An 18231-nucleotide genomic window follows, 5' to 3' on the forward strand; every position below is an offset into this window, starting at 1 on the left:
CCTAATGTCCCGGACACGCCAATCCGCGAGAACGTCATCGCAGCCGATTGCCCTTACTGCCGAGATCCATGGTCTCGCCAAGCTGGATCTCCACGCCCTGCGGATCCGCTGGCGCAAGCTGATGCGCAAGGAGGCCCCCGAACATCTCGGTCGGGCCCTGCTGATTCGCATCATCGCTTACTGGATGCAGGCACGGATCCATGGTGATCTCGATGCCAACAGCGTCCGGCAACTCGAACAGATTGCGCGAGACCATGAACGCCAGCGCCGGGCAGGGGCGGCCAAGCCGAAGGCGGTTCCAGTCGTTGCGCCGGCACCGCGAGATCGCGGCCATCGCCCCGGCACATTGTTCATCCGCGAATATGCCGGCGAGATGCACCGGGTGTGCGTCACCCACGACGGCTTTGAATAGCAGGGAGCGGTCTACCGATCGCTCTCGGAGATCGCTCGGCTGATCACAGGCACGAGCTGGAGCGCCCCCGGTTCTTTGGTCTCCGGGATAGAACCCAGCAGGCATCCGGCGTCGACAAAGCCAAACCCGAACCGGAGCGTCAGGGGAGGGGTCGAGCATGGGCCTGGCGAAAATCGACAAATCGGCAAGTGCGCCACTGTCGTTGCGGTAGATCCGCTGATGGATCCGCCCCGGATTGTTACCGATCACGGTGCCGTTCAGCCAACCCCCGAGCCAATGTGGCGGGTCCCACCAATAGCCGAAGGTTCCCGGCTTGCTCTCCGTCTGCATCGGTCCCGCCATATCCGGGAAATTGGTCAGCCCCGGCGAGTAGAGTCCAGCGGTTGCCATGGCGAAGTAGGCCTCGTCCATGGCATTGTGGACCGTCTTGCCGCCATCGCAGCTGCCGTCAACGACGGTGACGTCGGCGCCTCGATCACCCAGGCTTTCAAAATAGGGCGCCAAGTCGCGCAGGTAGGACAGGCCGCCATCGCCGAATTGGAAGATACCGCGAAGCGACGGTGGCCGGCTCATATCGCCCGTCGCGCGCGACGAGCCGCCATGACCGGCAAGGTAGATCAGCAGCCGGTCGCCGGCCGACGGGTTCATCGGGAGCAGGCGCAGTCGCTTCAGCCCGTCGGGGCCGGAGGGGATCGAATGGATGGTGTAGCCGCGCCTGCGGCCCTGGCTTTCCAGATTGGCCACGGCGCCGGACCATTGCGGATGATGGATGATGAGCAAATGCGACTGGCGCTGGCCGTGCTCCCAGTCATTGTCGGCAGTATTGAGCCGCCAATGGCCGAAGACGGTCTGGTTCGGCGCCATGGCGCGCGGAAGCAGGGTACTTCCGTCGAAATCCAGGATGGCGAGACCCCAGGGGCTGGTCACCAGCAGTTCGGCCTTGTTGTCGCCGTCGAAGTCAGCCGCATTCACGCAGCGATTGTCGCGCGTATTGACCAGCCAGTCACCGAGCCGCGTGCTATTTGGCGCGACAGTCAGGGATTGCAGACTGCCGCCGACGAGCTTGAGCAGGCCGATGCCGGTCGCGTTCGAGCCAAAGATCTCTGTCTTGCCGTCGCCATCGAAGTCACGGGGCCGAAGCTGTCATTGGCGGTATTGATCAGCCAGCCTCCCAGCCTCGTGCCGTTTGGAGCCATGACGGGGCTTGCGATCGCAGCGCCGGAAAGCTTCAGGACGCCTAGGCCCCACCCGCTGGTGGCAAGGATCTCAGCACGACCATCGCCGTCAAAATCGCCGGTATGGCCGAACTCGTTGTTGGCAGTATTCAGCAACCAGCCGCCGAGCCGGGAGCCATTTGGCGTCAATGCCTGCGATGTCAGTGAATTGCTGGATAGGCCGATGACGCCGAGCCCCCATGGGCTGGAAACCAGAATCTCGCTTAAATTGTCGCCGTTGAAATCATTGATCTTCATCGCGAAAACTCCATCAAATCGAGCAAATCAAAACTTGCTCGTGATGTACGTCTCGCTGCCCCCAACCGAGCAAACGCTGAACGGATCCTTTGGACGCATCAAATCGGCGTCTCAGATACTGCAACCCGGATACGACGACATTCAGGGGCAAAATGGGATTGAGGACAGAAGGATGCTGCTTTGGCCGGTGTTCATTTGAAATCTCGGGTCCAGCATATGCTTGCGTCTATCAGAAGCCGATCCGGGTCGACCAGGCCTCGTAGTTCATATCCCGCGACCACGACCTATGGTGACCTGCCGCTGTGTTTTTCCTCCACTCGGAGCTAGAGTTTTGCCTATTGAAGGTCGGATTAGCTTAGCCGGGTGTCCACAGAACCGGCAGCAGGCCATTGAGGGAACATTACGTGATCGATCAGGCACATCTGCGCGAAAGAAACCAAGCGTTATTTGGGGTAGATGATGCATGGCTGCAGAAGCACCGCGAGGAAGCGCTTGAGCCCGATCTCGCGATCGTCGATCCCCACCATCACCTTTGGGATCGTGGTGCGCCATACCTCTTCAATGACTATCTCGCCGACATCGGCAGCGGCCATAACATCTGCGCTTCGGTGTTCGTCCAGTGCGACGCGATGTATCGCGTAGACGGCGACCCCGATTTAGCGCCCGTTGGCGAGACCGAATTTGTGAATGGGATCGCCGCAATGAGCGCGAGCGGCGCCTACGGCTCCGCGAGGGTCTGCGCGGGTATCGTCGGCTTCGCCGAACTGCGGCTGGGCGATCGCGTCGACGTGGTATTGGAAGCTCACCTCCGTGCCGCCGGAGACCGCTTCAAGGGCATACGAGGACGCTCTGTCTGGGATGCCGATCCAACCATCAAGGGTTCTTCGCAGGATTTCCCGAAAGGACTTCTCCTCGACGCCGGCTTCCGCCGCGGCTATGCGAGGCTGGTTCGCTACAATCTATCATTCGATGCATGGCTGTTCCATCCGCAGCTTCCTGAACTGGCCGATCTTGCCGGCAGTTTTCCCGATACGCCGGTAGTCCTCGACCACATCGGTGCACCTCTTGCCGTCGGGGTCTATGCGGGACGGCGCGACGACATCTTCGTCGACTGGAAGAGGAACCTCACGGATCTCGCCCGCCGGCCGAATGTCAGCGTCAAGCTGGGCGGCCTTGCCATGCACCTTTTCGGCTTCGACCTCGATGCCGCCCACCGTCCCGAGCCAGCGGATTCGGAGGAAATTGCGCGGCTCTGGCGTCCCTATATCGAGACCTGCATCGAGATTTTCGGCGTCGAACGCTGCATGTTCGAGAGTAATTTCCCCGTCGACAAGCGGGGCGTCAGCTACGGCGTGCTTTGGAACGCCTTCAAGCGCATCGCCGCCGGTTATTCGGCCAGCGAAAAGGCCGCTCTGTTCCGGGAGACCGCCTGTCGCACCTATCGCCTCGTGCTGCCACGCTGAACCGCGTCAGGCCAGGTAGCACTGCTCAGCGATGCGGGTCTGCGTGAGGTTCTCTCCCGTCAGTTCGCGCGCAATCGCGCCATGCCGGAAGATCAGCACGCGATGGCAGAGATGCGCGAGTTCCTCATATTCCGACGACGCCATGATAACCGTCGTCCCCGATGCAGCGACCTCGGCAATAATCTGAAGAATCTGTTGCCGCGAACCAATATCGACGCCCTGCGTCGGCTCGTGAAGCAACAGAACGGCTGGATTTGTTTGCAGCCACTTGCCCAGAAGCGCCTTCTGCTGGTTGCCACCGGAGAGGGTCGCGAGAAGACGGTCGGGCGCGGCGGGGCGGACATCGAAGCGTTCGAGCATGTCCTGCACAGAGGTCCTCTCGGCCTGGTGTCGAAGGATCCCGTTCCGCACAAAGCGCCGGCCGTTCGTCATCACCACATTTTCCAGCACCGTCGCCTTCGGGATCCCGCTTTGGCGGTGGCGATCGGCCGGCAGGAAGGCGACCTTTGCAGCAATTGCATGCTCGGGCGACAGCTTGGCAAGGGGCTGATCGGCGACCGAGACCGTGCCGCCTTCAGCCTGGGATGCGCCGAAGAGTAGATACGGTATCTCGTCATGGCCCATGCCGAGCAGCCCGGTAAGGCCCAGAATCTCGCCCTGGTGAGCCGTAAACGAAACGCCGCTGGCGATCCGGCCGGAAAGGCTCTCGACTTCCAGCATAGGACGTCCGCGCGTGACACTCCGCTTCGGGTAGAGGGAGTCAAGTTCGCGTCCCAGCATTGCTGCGACGAGCTTGCGCTCATTGGTCTCCTTGGTCACCACCGTCTCGATCAGGCGGCCGTCGCGGAGGATCGACGTGCGGTCGGCGATATCGAGGATCTCGTCCAGGCGGTGACTGACGAAGACAACCGCTGAACCGCGGCGCGCGACATTGCGTACCGCTTTGAAGATCTTCTCGACCGACGCGACGGGCAGAAATGCCGTCGGCTCGTCGAGGATGAGAACCTCGCCGCGCTCATAGTCGATTTCCTGAATCGCCCGCATGAAGCCAATCAGCGCCCGCTCGGCCGGCGGTATGTCGCGGACAAGCGTGTCCGGGTCGATGTCGAGCTGCATTTCGGCCAGCGTCTCTTTCGCCGCGCGCCGCTCCTCGGCCCAGCGCAGGCGCCCGTAGGCTGTCGTCCTGAAACGGCCGATCCGAAGGTTCTCGAGCACCGTCATGGTGCGGACAACGCCAACGTCCTGGTGCAGGAACCTCAGACCCCGGCGGGCCGACTGCCGCATGGGCAGGGGCACCGGCTCGCCACGCATGAAGACCTCGCCGCTGTCCGGCGCGTGGTAACCGGACAGTATCTTGATGAGCGTCGACTTTCCCGAGCCATTCTGGCCAATCAACGCATGGACTTCGCCGGGACGAACGGTCAGGTCGACGGACGAAAGCACCCGCACTCCCGCGAAACTCTTGGTGAGGCTTCGCAATTCGAGGAGTGGGGTGCTTGTGTCCATCGGTCCGGCCTCATCGCGCCAAGGTCTAGTTCACGCCCCAGAGCTTGCTGTATTCAGAGGCGTATTCGCCGCCGAAGAGTTCGTTCTCGTCGTTGGAAACGTCCTTGAGGTTGTCCTTGGTGAACAGGCGGAGCGGGATCTGCTCGTCGACCGCCGACATGCCGAGCATGCCGCGAGCGACCTCATCCAGTGCCGCCCAGCCAAGCCAGACGCTGGGTTCGCCAACGTCGGCAACCTGCACGTTGCCCTCCCGGATCCAGTCGAGATTGCTGGGCACCGCATCCGAACCGACAACCCCAATCGTCCGGTCGAAATTCGCCGCCTTGATGGCCGGCACGACGTAGATCGCCTGCGCGTCATAGGTCGGCAGAACCAGGTTCACGTCCGGATCGCGACGAAGCAGCGTCTGCACCTGCTGGCCCAGCTTCACGCCTAGGTTCGCGACCTGCGTATCCTCGACCGTTACTTTGCAGTCCGGGCACATCGACGCGAACGCGCTCTTCATCCCTTCGACGCGCGACACCTCGCCGGGGAATTCATTGTCGCCGAGGATCAGGACGTTGGCCTTGCCTTCCGAGTGGGCGATCGCGAAGGCCGCCTGCAGTTCGCCCGAATGGACGAAGGAGATGCTGACATGGGCGAATGTGCCGGGAACCAGCGGCGCGTCCTTGTCGGCGGTAACCGCGTCGACGACCGGGATCTTCGCCTCGAGGGCGTCCTTCATCGGGCCCTTCATCAATTCGGGCGAGGCGCCGACCGTGACGACACCGTCGGCGTGCTGGCTGACCGCCTGCGCGAGGCCGCGGTTCCATTCCGAAACGTTGCCTTTGCCGTCGACCAGCGTGGTCTCGATGCCGACCTTTTCGGCTGCGGCCTGCACGCTTTGGGCGATCGTCGCAACGAAGGGAACACCCATCGTCGACGTGATGATCCAGATATGCTTGCCCTTCAATTTGCTCATGTCGAAGGCTTCGCCCGGCGCGACGAAGGTTGGCTTCTCCATTGCCTGGGCGACAGCCGCCTTGGCGTCGGCGAGACCGTCCGCCTGCGCGGCCCCGGACAGCCCCATGAGCAGGGCGGCACTCGATCCGGCGATCGCCAGCCCGGCCGAAAGGCGGCGTAACGCGCCCGAACTATTCTGCAGCGTCTTCATGTTGGTCTCCCATTTCTTGTCTTGTGTTCCCGCCGATCGGCGATCGGCTTCCCTGGCAGTTCACTCACATCGCCACGCATGGCTCACGCGACCTGGTTGCGCGCCACGAAACGCGCGAACGTCACCGCGATGAGCAGTGCGATCCCATTGAACATTTCCTGAACCCAGGACGACGTGCCGAGGAGTTCGAGCCCGGTCACGCCGGTGACCAGCAGATAGAGCGCGACCACCGTTCCCCAGGCGTTGAAGCGGCCCGGCTTGATGGTTGCTGCGCCGAGGAAGGCGGCGGCATAGGCCGGCAGCAAAAAGCTCGGTCCGACGGAAGGATCGGCGGCGCCGAGCTGGCCGGCGGTGAGGACGCCAGCCCCGGCACTGATCGCGCCGGATCCGATGAAGGCGGCAAAGCGCAGGCGGTCCACACCGAGCCCGGTGAGGCGCGCGGCCTCGCGGCCTTCGCCGACGAAAAAGAGGTGCCGGCCCGTGGGCGTGTGTTCGTAGAGGTACCAGAGTCCAATGGCGAGGCCGAAGCCGATATAGACCGGCACGGCCAGTCCGAAGATCTGGTACTGGACGAATTCGCTCAGCGGCTCCGCCACCGTGTTGAGGATTTGGCCGCCCGAGACCGCGAGCGTCAGTCCCATCAGGATGGTCGATGTGCCAAGGGTGCCGATGAAGGCGTTGATGCCGATGCGGACGACGAAGAGCCCGTTGATGGCACCGGCGAGTACGCCGACCAGCACCGTGGCGATCACGACCATAACCAGCGGCAGGTGAAGGACGCCGGTGAAATAAGCCGTCAGTACCGCTCCGCAGCCGAGCATGGATCCGACGGAGAGATCGAACTCTCCTGTGGTGAGCGGGAGCGTCAATCCCAGCGCCAGGATCATCAGGACAGCCTGCGAACTGACGATCGTCCGGAAATTGCCGAGCGTGAAGAACGTATTTGGGAGCAGGACCGAGAAGCCGGCGACGAGAATGAGGAGCGCGAATACGACCGCATAGCGGTAGGCGGCCATGCGTCCACGGCCGGCCCGGAGCCTCGCCGCATCGGATGTTCCGCGCGCCGCGGCGTCGGGGGATTTTCCCTGCATGGGATCGCGCGCCGCGTCCGTCATTTCGCCGCGCCAATCGGACGGCTGCGCAGATGCGCGATGACCTCGTCCGACGTCATGACGTCGGCGAATTGCCGATCCATGTCGAAGAGGCTGATCGCGTGCGAGACGGCCAGGCGGTCGAAAACCGCGTCTTCGGGCACGATGGTGCGGAAATTGTAGGACGCCGAGTCGAACACCGTCGCTCTGACGCAGTTGCTGGTCGCTCCGCCTAGAACGATCAGCGTGTCGACGCCGCGGTCGATCAGGTATCCGAGCAGGGGAGTGCCGTGGAATCCGCTCGGCTTCTTCTTGGTGAAGACTATGTCGCCCGGCTCCGGGCCGACTTCGGGCAACAGCTCCGCGCCTTCGGTTCCTTCAAGGCACCAGTCCGGCCGCTGCAGGAATGCGCGCTTGCGCCGATAGACGCCGATATCGCCACCGTCCGGGTCGAGCGCGAAGCGGGTCAGGAACACCGGCACCGAAGCCGCTCGCGCCGCGTCGAGGATAGCTGCGGCCCGATCGACCGCCGCCCAGCCGATCGCTCCGCACGACGACGGATAATGGTCGTCGATGACCCCGCGCTCGCCGACCATGTAGCGCTGGCAGTCGATCACGATCACCGCCGGCCTCGCGCCAAAGCCCATGCGCAAGCCGAAGCGACCGCGCGCCAGGACGGCCCGGTCGCCATCGGTGAGAAAGGCTTCCCAGGGTTTCTCTTTCATCGCTTTTCCCAATCTTGGCCGAGCCAATGCCGCGCGATGTCGATCCGCCGGCAGACCCAGACGCGGTCGTGACGAAGGATGTAATCCAGGAAACCGGCCAGGGCGCGCGCACGGCCCGGACGCCCGGCGATGCGCGGGTGCAGCCCGATCGACATCATTACCGGCGTGTCGGCGCCCTCGGCATAAAGCTGGTCGAAGGTCGCCTTGAGATAGAGCTCGAAATCCGCGGCGCCGCCGATACCGCCGGCCAGCGTGAATTTCATATCGTTGGTGTCCATCGTGTAGGGGACGACCAGATGCCGCTTGCCGGACACCTCCACGAAATAGGGAAGTTCGTCGTTGTAGGCGTCGGAATCGTACAGGAAGCCGCCTTCCTCAACGAGAAGCCGCCGCGTCGCTTCGCTGGGTCCATATCGGCAATACCAGCCGAGCGGCCGTTCGCCGACGCTCTGCTGGATCGAGGCGACGGCGCGCGCGATGCGTTCGCGCTCCTCGGGCTCGGATAACCGGAACTGCTCTTCCCAGCGCCAGCCATGGCAGCAGACGTCATACCCGGCTTTCGCGATCGCTTCGCACACACGCGGGTTGCGCTCCAGCGCCACTGCCGCGCCGAAGATCGTCACCGGCAGCTGGCGTTCGCCAAAAATGCGAAAGAGCCGCCAGATGCCGACCCGGCTGCCAAACTCGTACATAGTCTCGAAGGCAAGGTCGCGCTTCCCGGCCGGGACGCGCCCACCCGGGGCTTCCGCGAGGCCGAGCTCCGTCCGCCCATCGCCGTCAGCGATCGTGTATTCCGAGCCTTCCTCGTAGTTGATCGCGAACTGGACCGCGATCCGGGCCCCGCCTGGCCAGCGCGCGTTCGGCCGCTGGTCGGCATAGCCGACGAGGTCGCGCGGATAGTCACGTCCGGTCGCTGACTTCATCATGGCCTGCCCGCCTTCGCTGTCGAGGGCGGCACGGGGAGACGTCCCGCCGCACGCAGTTCCGCCAGAATCTCGTCACGGTCCTGGTCGATGCGCCCGCCGGCACGCCGAATCGTCCCAGGCGTCCGCGAGAGCGTGGGAAACACGTTCTGCATCCGCACCGGCCCTAGATCCTCATCCTCGACCGTGGCGATCGATCCCCGCGCTATGAACTGGGGGTCGTTGAATATCTGCTCGATGTCATAGATCGGTGCGATCGCCGCCTCGACCGTCTCGAATTTCTCGACCACTTCGGCGAGATCGTGCTGCCCGATCCAGCCGCCGACGATCGCGTCGACTTCCTCGACGTGGCGGACGCGATCAGCATTGGTCTGGAAGCGCGGGTCGTCGGCTGCCGCTTGTCCGCCGGCGAGTTCGAGCACCCGCCGGACGATGCTGGGCGCCGCCGCCGAAAGGGCCACCCATCGTTCATCGCGCGTCTTGTAGGCATTTCGGGGTGCGTTGTTGACCGAGCGATTGCCGTTGCGATTCTGGACGATGCCTAGCTGGTCGAAGACGATCGGCTGGGGGCCGAGCAGCGCGAAGATCGGCTCGTAGATGGCGAGATCGATGTACTGTCCCTTGCCGCTGCCATTCACGTCGCGGTCGTAGATCGCGAACATGGCAGCGAAACAGCCGAAATAGGCCGCGATCCCGTCGGCAAGTCCGAACGGGGGCAGGGTAGGCGGCCTGTCCGTCTCCCCGGTGATATGGGCAAAGCCCGACATCGCTTCGGCCAGGGTTCCGAACCCGGCCCGCCGGCGATAGGGGCCTGTCTGCCCGAAGCCGGTGACCCGCACCATCACCAGGCGCGGATTGAGGGCCGAAAGCTCCTCCCATCCAAGCCCCCAGCTCTCGAGCGTCCCGGTACGGAAATTCTCGACCAGCACGTCGGCATCGGCGACCAGCGCCCTGAAGATCTCGGCGTCGGCGCTAGCCTTCAGGTCGAGGGCGATGCAGCGCTTGTTGCGCGCAGTGGTCTTCCACCACAGCGGATGACCATCCTTCTTCGCGCCCATGTTCCGGAGCGGGTCGCCGCTGGGATGCTCTATCTTGATAACGTCGGCGCCGAAATCGCCCATGAGGGTCGTGATCATCGGCCCGGCGAACAGGGTCGCGCAGTCGATCACCCGCAGACCCGCAAGGGGGCCTTGTTTGTTCTCCGAGTCGCCGCCCTTCGTCTCAGACATCAAGTTCCGCCCGTTCCGCCATCCGCACAATCTCCCGCGCCCGGGCAATGAAGGGCCCGTCCGCCATATCGCCGTCGACCATGAACGCCCCGACCCCCTTCGCCTCCATTTCGTCGGCCACCGCGACGATGCGGCGCGCGCGTTCGACCTCAGCCGCCGTTGGCGCGAAGACGGCATTGGCGATCGCGACCTGCGAGGGATGGATGCAGCTCTTCCCGGCAAAACCCAGAGCACGCGCCGCTTCGGCTTCGGCCTGGTAGCCAGCCGGGTCGGCGACGCCGACAAATGCACCGTCATAGACCGGTACGCCGGCTTCCCCCGCCGCAAGCCGCGCGGCGAGCCGCACCTGGTGAAGAGCCGCCGGTGTCCGCGCGATCCCCAGTGGCTCGAACAGGTCGCCGAATCCGAGTTGCAGGCCGGCGACCCGATCGCTTGCTCCGGCCAGTTCCGCCGTCATGCGGAGGCCCTTGGGCGTCTCGATATTGACCAGAATGCCGATTGGAAGGTCGATGCCTCGTTCTCGCTCCAGCCGGTCCAGCCGGGCCGCCGCGTCGCGAACTGCGCCGACGTCCTCGATCTTCGGCAGGTTGATCATGTGAAGTCCGGGCTGAACCACGGCATCGAGATCGGACTCGAAGAGCCGCCCGCCGACCGGATTCACCCGCACGATCACGGTCTGAGTCCGTCGCGCACCCCGCGCGCGAAGCTCGGCGCCGACCCGCTCCCGCGCCTCGGCTTTCTTCTCGCCGACCACGGCATCCTCGAGATCGAAGGAGATGGCATCGGCGGGCGAACGCCACGCCTTCTCGAAGAGCTCAGGCCGCGAGCCCGGCACGAATAGCTTGCTGCGCATCAACCCGGTATGCACGCAATCCCTCTCCTTCGCCATGAGCGCCCGCTATCGCATCGATCGACAGCGCGCGATCAGCCACCGCGCATTTCAGCTATTTGGAACCCTTCACTGAGGTCCGCGCCAATATTTCATTGCTTGAGGGGCATTCCTTTCTGGAATAGCCTTCGAGGCGCTGGCTTTCGTCCCAGGGGCTCCGTTCGTCATGGATCTGCGCAAGCTCAAATATTTCGCCGGCGTGGTCGAAGCGAAGAGCATCAGTCGCGCCGCCGAAACGCTTCATGTCGCGCAGCCGGCGCTGAGCAAGAGCATCCAGGCGCTCGAATTCGACCTCGGTACGCCCCTCCTGCAGCGCTCGCCGCAGGGCGTCACCACCACCGAGGCCGGCGCCCGCCTTTACGAACATTGCCAGATCCTGTTCAAGCAGGTCGACCGCGCCCGCTCCGATGTCCGCCGCGCGGTCGGCGCGCCGTCAGGCCAGGTCGTACTCGGCATGCCGCACAGCCTTGTGGCCGTCATCGCATTGCCGCTTCTCCAGATGATGACCCGGCGCTTTCCCGAGGTGCGGCTCGAACTCCGCCAAGACCAGAGCCATGTTCTCGCTGCCGCCGTGCGCGCCGGCAAGCTCGACTTCGCGGTGATCGCAAGCCCGCGCTCGCGATCCGGTCTCGTCTGTCAGCAGCTCCTGATCGAGGAACTCTTCTTCATCACCTCCCGCAGCGAGGATGCCGACGTCGGCACGAGCATCTCTTTCGAGGACGCCTCACGCTATTCGTTCGTCCTCCCCGCCATGGGAAACGGCCTCAGGGCGGCGGTCGAGGGCCATTTCCGCTCCCGCTCGCTGCCGCTCGACGTGAAATACGAGGTCGACGCCATCGGCCTTATCACGCAATGCGTCGATGCCGGTCTCGGCGCTTCGCTTCTGCCGGGCGGCTGCCTGGAGCGCGACGCCAACTTTTCGCGGATGCGGGTTCGCAGCTTTGCCGAAGGCGGCTGTCACCGCGGGGTCGTGCTTTGCCACGCGGAGGAGGCCAGCCTCTCGCCGGCCGCCGCCTGCGCCATATCGTTGGCCGAGGAACTCACCAACGATCTCATCACCGAAAAGCTCTGGCTAGGGGCTCGGCTCGACTAGTCGCCGGATACCGGCCCAGCGACGCGAAGACCGTCAAGCCAGTTCCTCAAGCGCCAGTGTGTTCAGAAACTCCCGGGTGATTTCCCGTTCTTCAGGTGTCATGTCTCTTCAGCAGGGGCTCCTGAGGTGTGGTTTCAATCGCCTGCCTGGGCCATCTAGTATCCGGTGCCTCGGCAACAACGGAGAGATGGAAACGCGGCCTGGAGAGACCGAGATACGCCAGCAGGGCGCGTGCAAGGCCGCTTTCTCCGGCCACAAGTATCGTCGACGGCCTCTCAATGCCTTTGAAGTGGCGCTGATCCTTGTCGACCGAGGCTCCGAATTCGTCTCCCGGGATCTCCACCTCTGAGCCTACATAACGGGCGTCACGTTCGACTTCAGCCGACCGGCGGAACCTACCGACAACGCCTTCGTTGAGGCGTTCAACGGCCGCTTCTGGGGAATGTCTGAATGAGCGCTGGTTCCTGACGCTTGTCGACGCGGCCGCAACATTGGAGGACTCCTGCAAAACAGATCAAAGCTCCAAGGCCATGATCTGCATCGCTGAGGAGACGGCGGACTTGTCGTATCTGATGGCGATGCGGCGGAAGTGCTTGAGCTTGTTGAACATGCGCTCGGTCCGATTGCGGTCCTAGTAGGCGCGGAAGTCGCGGGCTATGGCCAGTTTGTGGTTGGCCTTGGGCGAGATGACCCGCAATATCCCCTTGAACAGCAGGCTGGTGCGGACGTCGTCGCTTTCATAGCCTTTGTTGGCCAGCATCAGCCTGAACTTGGCTACCGGCAGGGCGATCAGCTTATCGACGGCTTTGTAGTCGGGGGCTTCGCCGTCAGTAAGAGTGAAGCCAAGAGTGTCAAACGGCGTTCGAAACTGACCCCGATTGGAGTAGACCCTTCGAGTCGGTCAATATAAGGATAATTCTTTGACCGTCTCCCGGGCGAATTTATCCTAAAATTGCACGGGGTTTAGATAAACGAGTGGGAAGTGTAGCCTTCGGCCGTTGTATATATAGCCGATGAACCTGGGAATATGCTCGACAACATCGGAGAATATCTCGAACCCCATGGGGTAGACGCCTTCGACCTTCAGCGTCTTCATGAAGCTTTCCGCTTTGGCGTTGTCGTAGGGGTTTCCACGCCGGCCTATCGAGCCGACGAGGCCATGGCACGAGAGGGGTTGTCGATAAGCCTGAGCCGCGTATTGCGACCGCGGTCCGTCGACGGCTCCTTCGCTATGACTGCTTTGCGCCCCCATCTCGGTCGTTGCCGTAACCAAGCCAGTTGCCCACGAGCGGACATTCGTCTTGCCAAGAGCGATGACACCTTCGCGCCGTGTTGAAACTCGGCCTTTGAAGCGAGGCACCGTCGCTGATTCACCCAATATACATGCGGAGGACTGAGGCGATGATGGGCGAGCGACGGGTAGGATCACCTATGGCTTTCGAAAGTTGCCTCATGCAATTCGGTGGCTGCGCGATGTCCCGACCTGACGGCACCCTCTATCCAGGCTGAATATTCCGACGTGTGCTCGCCCGCAAAGTAGATGCGACCCTCGGGCGAGGCGATATTCCCTTGCCAGCGGAAGAGATCACCAGGCTGCGGGATGCCATAGGCGCCGCCAGCCCAGGGATCGTGCTGCCACGAATAGCTCCTTGATTCCTGCACATGACGGCCCGCTCCGGGGAAGGCCTTTTCGATGTGTCCCATTGCCCATTGGGCCCGGGCCGGCTCGTCCATTGCGTCCAATTCGGCGGCCCGCTCACCTTGCTGATAGAACTGAAGTACCCCGCTGCCATCGCCGGCGGACCATCGGGGGCTCCAGATTTCTGCGCCCGTATCGAGCTGGGCGAACCCGCTCAGCTGTTCGGACTCCCAGAAACGGGCTGACATCTTGAACGCCACCTTGGTCGCCTTGGTGTAGCGAATTTCGGCCAGGATCTGTTGCTTTGCGGGGTTAAGTGCTGGCTCGAACTGGACGCGGCCCAGAACTGAGAATGGGATCGTGCAGATGAGTGCATCTGCGGTCAGTACGGCCTTCGGCCTTGCCCCTTCGACGGCAATCTCGATGCGGTCGGCGAACTGCACTACGGCCCGAACCGGTGAGTTGAGCAAGATTGGGCCGCGCAGGTGTGCGGCAATGGCGGCCGGCAGGCGGTCGTTGCCACCCTCGATAACCGACAAGCTTTCACGATCATAAGTCGCGAGGACGCGGGAGAGCATCAGGGGCGAAATGGCGGTCGGGAAAGCGCCGAGGGTCAGCAACTTGATTGCTGCCGGCGACAGACCCTGCGCGGCAAGGTGATCGACGATGCAGAGCCGGTCAAGGTGAGCCAGCGCAGATGGTGGCCATGCGGGCGTGTCGATCACCTTTGCCGCTAACAGCTTTTCAACGTTGTCGAGCACATGCGTCTTGATCAGGCCAGCATATCCCATCGCCTTCTCCTCCGGCGGCAGATCGACCGTCGCGGCCAAGTCCGTCTTGGAGTCGATGATCCAGCGTTTGCCGTCGATCAGCGCGACGTTCTTGAGGCCGGCCGGATAGAGCGGCCTGGTGGCGAGCCCCATCTGACCGATATAGTCCCAAGTCCAGCGATGCGACCGGGGAATTCGACCTGCCCCGGCCTCCGCCATGGGTGCGCCGTCTCGTGCGCGTTGCGTGTGAACCCGACCGCCAATCCGACGCCGGGCCTCGACAATCTGGACATGGTGACCGGCGCGCTCAAGCTCGAGCGCCGCCACGAGGCCACTCATACCAGCACCAACGACAATGACCGTCTTAGGGTCTGTTGTCGGGGCTAGCCGTGGAGGTCCCGCTAGGCCGCTCATGCCAACGCATGCCACGATCTTCTTCTTCGGGCTCTCCATATGCTTAAGCTTTGGGGGCAATAGCGGCATGGCAACATTCTTCCTCCGCGCACGTGAAAACGCGCCTCCCGTTTCTCTGACCTTGTTATGCAAGGGCTGCTCTCGGGGCGAAATCTCTCCGCCGGCGGCGTTGCATCCATGCAGCTTGTTCTAGCGCGCAACAGCTCAAGAAAAGTGCTAAAGATGGAAGTCGGATAGTCAATCTCTGGCATCATTGGTGTTCTAGCTACCGGAAAATAGACACTTTGACCAAAACGCCGTTGGACGCCATCGACCTGAAAATCCTTCGGGAGGTGCAGAACGACGCCCGCATTGCCAACATCACGCTTGCCGATCGCGTCGGGCTCTCGCCGTCTCCGTGCTCGCGACGCGTGAAGCTGCTTGAGGAGGGAGGCGTGATCGAAGGCTACCGTGCCGTCCTCAACCGTCCCGCCGTTGGGCTGGGTCTCACGGTGTTTGCCGGGGTGCGGGTCGAGCGTCACGCGCAGGACCAAGCCGATGCCTTCGTGGAAGCCGTCCTCTCGATGCCCGAGGTCGTCGCATGCCATTTGATCTCCGGCGACGTCGACTTCCTGATCGAAGTCGTCGTCCCTGACATGGCGACCTATGAGTCCACCATCCTGCGGCAGCTCCTATCGTTGACTGCCATCCGCGACATCCGCTCGAGTTTTGCCATGCGTAGCTACAGGGCTGGCGGAGCATTGCCCCTGTCGCCCGCGAGACCTTCAAAGACCTGACTTCGCGCGATCGATTGCAATGCCGGAGATCGCGCTGGCGCGACTAGCGCTCAGACTGCTGCACCACGCGGGCGGGATTCCCCGGCGAGGACGTGCGTCAATCGTGTCCAAGCGACCTTGATCACTGCATGAACGCGGTAAAAGGCCGTAAAACGCCGCTCGGAGTTGCTTTCTCTTGCGGCGTTCTAGTAGAGCGTCCCACCACGGGAAAACAGATCGGAAAATTCGTTCAGCCTTCCAGGTGCTTCTTGAAGCGCAGCGTGTCGAAATACTCGCTGAAGTGTGTGATCCGGCCACCCTTGGCCTCGACCCGGACAATATAGATCTGATCGAAGGACTTGCCGTTGGCGCTCATTTTGCCGGTGGCCGTATATTCGGCAACGACCGCATCCCGGCCGACGAGCTTGTGGACAGTCACTTCGCCGATTCTGAGGTCGTCGATCAGCGACCTGAACCAGGTCATGCCGGCGAGGATCGCTTCGCGGCCTTGCCGCTTGGTGGGCGCATCAAAGGTGCCGGCGTAGGGCAGCTCGAAGACGGCGTCTTCGGCGAACAAGGCCGCCCAAGCGTGGAGATCGCGAGGAAGAAGGTCGAGCGAACGCAGCAGAAGCTCTTCAGCGTTCAGGGTCTTTACGTCGGTCATAGCAGGTTCCTTTCGTTCACGTGCCAGACCGAGATGGCGTGGAAAGAGAGCCCTGTTCAGCCCGATAATCTGGAAACACTGATCGTCCCTATGGATAATCAGATGCCAGATCGTCCTCTTAATTCGCCGAAATCGATTAATCGCCGACAGCCGGTTCGCGGCGTACATCCACGCGCGCGAAGATCTGGGCGACCCACTCAACGAACACGCGCAGTTTCGCATGGAGATGGCGGTTCGAGGGATAGACGACGTACAGCGGATGATATTCGCGCGTCCAGGCATCGAGAAGCGGGATGAGGCGTCCATCATCCAGATAGGGCTGTGCGGCGAAGCGGAAGGTTTGGCCGATGCCGAGACCTGAAAGCAGCGCCGTCAGATGCGCCGTGCTCTCATTGACCGCGACACTGTAGCGGTAGTCGATCTCGATCTTGTCCGCCCGCTGCTCAAAACGGAGCGGAAAGACCTTACCCGTCAACGCGGAAAAGTAGGTCAGGAGCTGATGGCCCGTTTCCAAGTCGCGAGGGTGCGAGGGAACCGCGCGCTCGGCGAGATAGTCGGGCGAAGCGCAGGTCACATAATCCAGTTTGCAGATGCGCCGGCCGATCAGGGAGCTGTCGTCGAGCGCGCCACCCCGGATGACGCAATCGACGGCGTCGCTGACAAGGTCAATCGGCCGGTCGTTCACGCCGAGATAGATTTCGATGTCCGGATAGCGCTGGCGAAACTCGGGCAGCGCCGGAATGAGGATCCGGTTGGCGAGCAGAGAGCCGATATCGACGCGCAATTTGCCCTGGGGTTGCGCCTTGGTCCGTCGCGCCGCCTGATCCATGTCGTGCAGTTCGTCGAGCAGGCGAAGGGCACGCTCATAATACGCGGCGCCATCGGCCGTGACGGTGACAGATCTCGTCGTGCGCTGGATCAGCTTGGTGTCGAGATGGTCCTCGAGATCGGAAATGAGCTTGCTGACGGTGGAGCGCGGCAGGCCGAGCAGGTCGGCAGCTCTGGCGAACGTTCCGGATTCAGCGATCCGAACGAAGGTGCGCATCGCGAGAAGCTGATCCATCGTCCCACCGCCCGGCCGCGATTGTGCAAAAGCGTGGATTATGAAAACATATTTCGCATCTTTGTGCAAACTTCGGGAGGCGTATCTCCGTGTGACAGCTAACCCATGGAAGGACACGCTGATGAAAAACGCCACCCAGCTTCTCGAAGCCTATCTCGCGAACATCCAGGATCCGGCCGCTGCGGCGAGCCTCTTTGCAGAGGACGGCATTTTGGAACTGCCGACGATAAACGCCCGCGCCCAGGGCCCGGAAGCCATCGAGAAATTCATCGCCGGCCTTCTGGTCAGGGTTCCCGACTTCAGGTTCAAGAACATCGACATCTCGATCCGGACCGAAGACCAGGCGTTCGGCGAATATCAGGTCGAAGCCCTCGTACTCGCCACCGGCAAGACTTACAAGCAGACCTATGCCGGCCGGCTCGTCGCAAAGGACGGGAAGATCAAGCTGCTGCGGGAGGCGCTCGATACGCTCGCGGCATCGCAGGCCTTCAGCAAGGACTAAGGGTGCCGAGGCGGGCGAGGTCACCGTTCGCGGACGAGCGCCCGCCTTATCTATATTCTCTCCGATGTAGCCAAACCCAGTTCAAGAAGGGTCTCCGGCTTTTTAGTCAAACAACTCGTAGCGTGTCCTTGACGGAAGGGGACTCGCGGCACCCCGTCTGTCGCCGGGCGACGCCGTCGTCATGGACAATCTTGGCAGTCACAAGGGCCGCCGCATGCTTGGCGCAAGCGATGAGCTGGACGATGGTGTGATGTCTGAAAGTGGCGGCTGCTTTCGTTGCTTTGTAAATTCCCCTCGGTAGTTGCCTTCGGCCGAACCGCTGTTGAAGGGCAGCTATCGCGCCTCGCGGTTCTAGAGGCAGACAGTCCGCCTCCGGCCTCAAAGACGTCGGCAGGAGGTCATTTCCCAACATCAACTCGGCGAGTGGATGCCAAAGACCGGACCGGGGTGGAAAGGAGAATGGCTGCT

16 protein-coding genes and 3 pseudogenes are annotated in these 18231 nt (G+C 62.7%); 6 read left to right on the top strand and 13 right to left on the bottom strand.

Going from position 1 to position 18231, the window contains the following annotated elements:
- Positions 1-4 precede the first annotated feature (4 nt).
- Complete coding sequence (locus tag OSH05_RS19535; RefSeq protein ID WP_266352831.1) at positions 5-412, top strand: DUF2924 domain-containing protein; 408 nt, start codon at positions 5-7, stop codon at positions 410-412.
- A gap of 984 nt (positions 413-1396) precedes the next feature.
- Here OSH05_RS19535 and OSH05_RS25220 read toward each other — a convergent pair.
- Positions 1397-1513, bottom strand: a pseudogene (locus tag OSH05_RS25220) (hypothetical protein); the annotation flags it as partial.
- Positions 1514-2288: 775 nt separating this feature from the next.
- Here OSH05_RS25220 and OSH05_RS19545 point away from each other — a divergent pair.
- Positions 2289-3347, top strand: a complete 1059-nt coding sequence (locus OSH05_RS19545; RefSeq protein WP_104217984.1) for an amidohydrolase family protein — start codon at positions 2289-2291, stop codon at positions 3345-3347.
- Positions 3348-3353: 6 nt separating this feature from the next.
- On the opposite strand, the gene OSH05_RS19550 is transcribed toward OSH05_RS19545, so the two are convergent.
- The 7 genes from OSH05_RS19550 to OSH05_RS19580 all read right to left on the bottom strand — a co-directional run bounded on the left by OSH05_RS19550 (position 3354) and on the right by OSH05_RS19580 (position 10842).
- Positions 3354-4853, bottom strand: coding sequence for a sugar ABC transporter ATP-binding protein (locus tag OSH05_RS19550; RefSeq protein WP_104217983.1), 1500 nt, complete (start codon positions 4851-4853; stop codon positions 3354-3356).
- A gap of 25 nt (positions 4854-4878) precedes the next feature.
- Positions 4879-6006, bottom strand: a complete 1128-nt coding sequence (locus tag OSH05_RS19555; RefSeq protein ID WP_104217982.1) for a sugar ABC transporter substrate-binding protein — start codon at positions 6004-6006, stop codon at positions 4879-4881.
- A gap of 83 nt (positions 6007-6089) precedes the next feature.
- On the bottom strand, positions 6090-7121 hold the full coding sequence (locus OSH05_RS19560; protein WP_104217981.1) for an ABC transporter permease: 1032 nt from the start codon (positions 7119-7121) through the stop codon (positions 6090-6092).
- Positions 7118-7822, bottom strand: coding sequence for an isochorismatase family protein (locus OSH05_RS19565; protein ID WP_104217980.1), 705 nt, complete (start codon positions 7820-7822; stop codon positions 7118-7120). Before OSH05_RS19565 ends, OSH05_RS19560 begins: the two co-directional genes overlap by 4 nt.
- The gene (locus OSH05_RS19570) at positions 7819-8748 is read right to left on the bottom strand and encodes an allantoinase PuuE (protein WP_104217979.1); all 930 of its coding nucleotides are present in this window, start codon (positions 8746-8748) and stop codon (positions 7819-7821) included. The genes OSH05_RS19565 and OSH05_RS19570 overlap by 4 nt, the downstream gene beginning before the upstream one ends.
- On the bottom strand, positions 8745-9974 hold the full coding sequence (locus OSH05_RS19575; RefSeq protein ID WP_104217978.1) for a CaiB/BaiF CoA transferase family protein: 1230 nt from the start codon (positions 9972-9974) through the stop codon (positions 8745-8747). Before OSH05_RS19575 ends, OSH05_RS19570 begins: the two co-directional genes overlap by 4 nt.
- Positions 9967-10842, bottom strand: coding sequence for an HpcH/HpaI aldolase/citrate lyase family protein (locus tag OSH05_RS19580; protein WP_266352833.1), 876 nt, complete (start codon positions 10840-10842; stop codon positions 9967-9969). The genes OSH05_RS19575 and OSH05_RS19580 overlap by 8 nt, the downstream gene beginning before the upstream one ends.
- A gap of 187 nt (positions 10843-11029) precedes the next feature.
- Here OSH05_RS19580 and OSH05_RS19585 point away from each other — a divergent pair, with 187 nt between their 5' ends.
- Both OSH05_RS19585 and OSH05_RS19590 read left to right on the top strand, forming a co-directional pair.
- Positions 11030-11956, top strand: coding sequence for a LysR family transcriptional regulator (locus OSH05_RS19585; protein WP_104217976.1), 927 nt, complete (start codon positions 11030-11032; stop codon positions 11954-11956).
- Positions 11957-12254: 298 nt separating this feature from the next.
- A pseudogene (locus OSH05_RS19590) lies at positions 12255-12456 on the top strand (integrase core domain-containing protein); the annotation flags it as partial.
- 47 nt (positions 12457-12503) lie between these two features.
- On the opposite strand, the pseudogene OSH05_RS25270 reads toward OSH05_RS19590, so the two are convergent.
- The 3 genes and pseudogenes from OSH05_RS25270 to OSH05_RS19600 form a co-directional block, all read right to left on the bottom strand.
- Positions 12504-12803 (bottom strand): annotated as a pseudogene (locus OSH05_RS25270) (transposase); the annotation flags it as partial.
- 99 nt (positions 12804-12902) lie between these two features.
- Entirely contained in the window at positions 12903-13208 is a 306-nt protein-coding gene (locus OSH05_RS25225) for an integrase core domain-containing protein (RefSeq protein WP_407660447.1), read from the bottom strand.
- Between the two features lie 173 nt (positions 13209-13381).
- Positions 13382-14848 carry a flavin monoamine oxidase family protein gene (locus OSH05_RS19600; protein WP_104217974.1) on the bottom strand — a complete coding sequence of 489 codons (1467 nt, stop codon included), beginning with the start codon at positions 14846-14848 and terminating at the stop codon, positions 13382-13384.
- A 215-nt stretch (positions 14849-15063) separates the two neighbouring features.
- Here OSH05_RS19600 and OSH05_RS19605 point away from each other — a divergent pair, with 215 nt between their 5' ends.
- Positions 15064-15555, top strand: a complete 492-nt coding sequence (locus OSH05_RS19605; RefSeq protein ID WP_266352835.1) for an Lrp/AsnC family transcriptional regulator — start codon at positions 15064-15066, stop codon at positions 15553-15555.
- Between the two features lie 229 nt (positions 15556-15784).
- On the opposite strand, the gene OSH05_RS19610 is transcribed toward OSH05_RS19605, so the two are convergent.
- Positions 15785-16366 carry a nuclear transport factor 2 family protein gene (locus OSH05_RS19610; protein ID WP_266352836.1) on the bottom strand — a complete coding sequence of 194 codons (582 nt, stop codon included), beginning with the start codon at positions 16364-16366 and terminating at the stop codon, positions 15785-15787.
- On the bottom strand, positions 16335-17396 hold the full coding sequence (locus tag OSH05_RS19615; protein WP_323181471.1) for a LysR family transcriptional regulator: 1062 nt from the start codon (positions 17394-17396) through the stop codon (positions 16335-16337). Before OSH05_RS19615 ends, OSH05_RS19610 begins: the two co-directional genes overlap by 32 nt.
- On the opposite strand from OSH05_RS19615, the gene OSH05_RS19620 reads away from it, so the two are divergent.
- Complete coding sequence (locus tag OSH05_RS19620; RefSeq protein WP_104217970.1) at positions 17383-17763, top strand: nuclear transport factor 2 family protein; 381 nt, start codon at positions 17383-17385, stop codon at positions 17761-17763. The two genes, OSH05_RS19615 and OSH05_RS19620, sit on opposite strands and share 14 nt — an antisense overlap.
- Positions 17764-18231 lie beyond the last annotated feature (468 nt).

Origin of the sequence: Kaistia algarum, assembly GCF_026343945.1 — a bacterium.
Lineage (GTDB): Bacteria > Pseudomonadota > Alphaproteobacteria > Rhizobiales > Kaistiaceae > Kaistia > Kaistia algarum.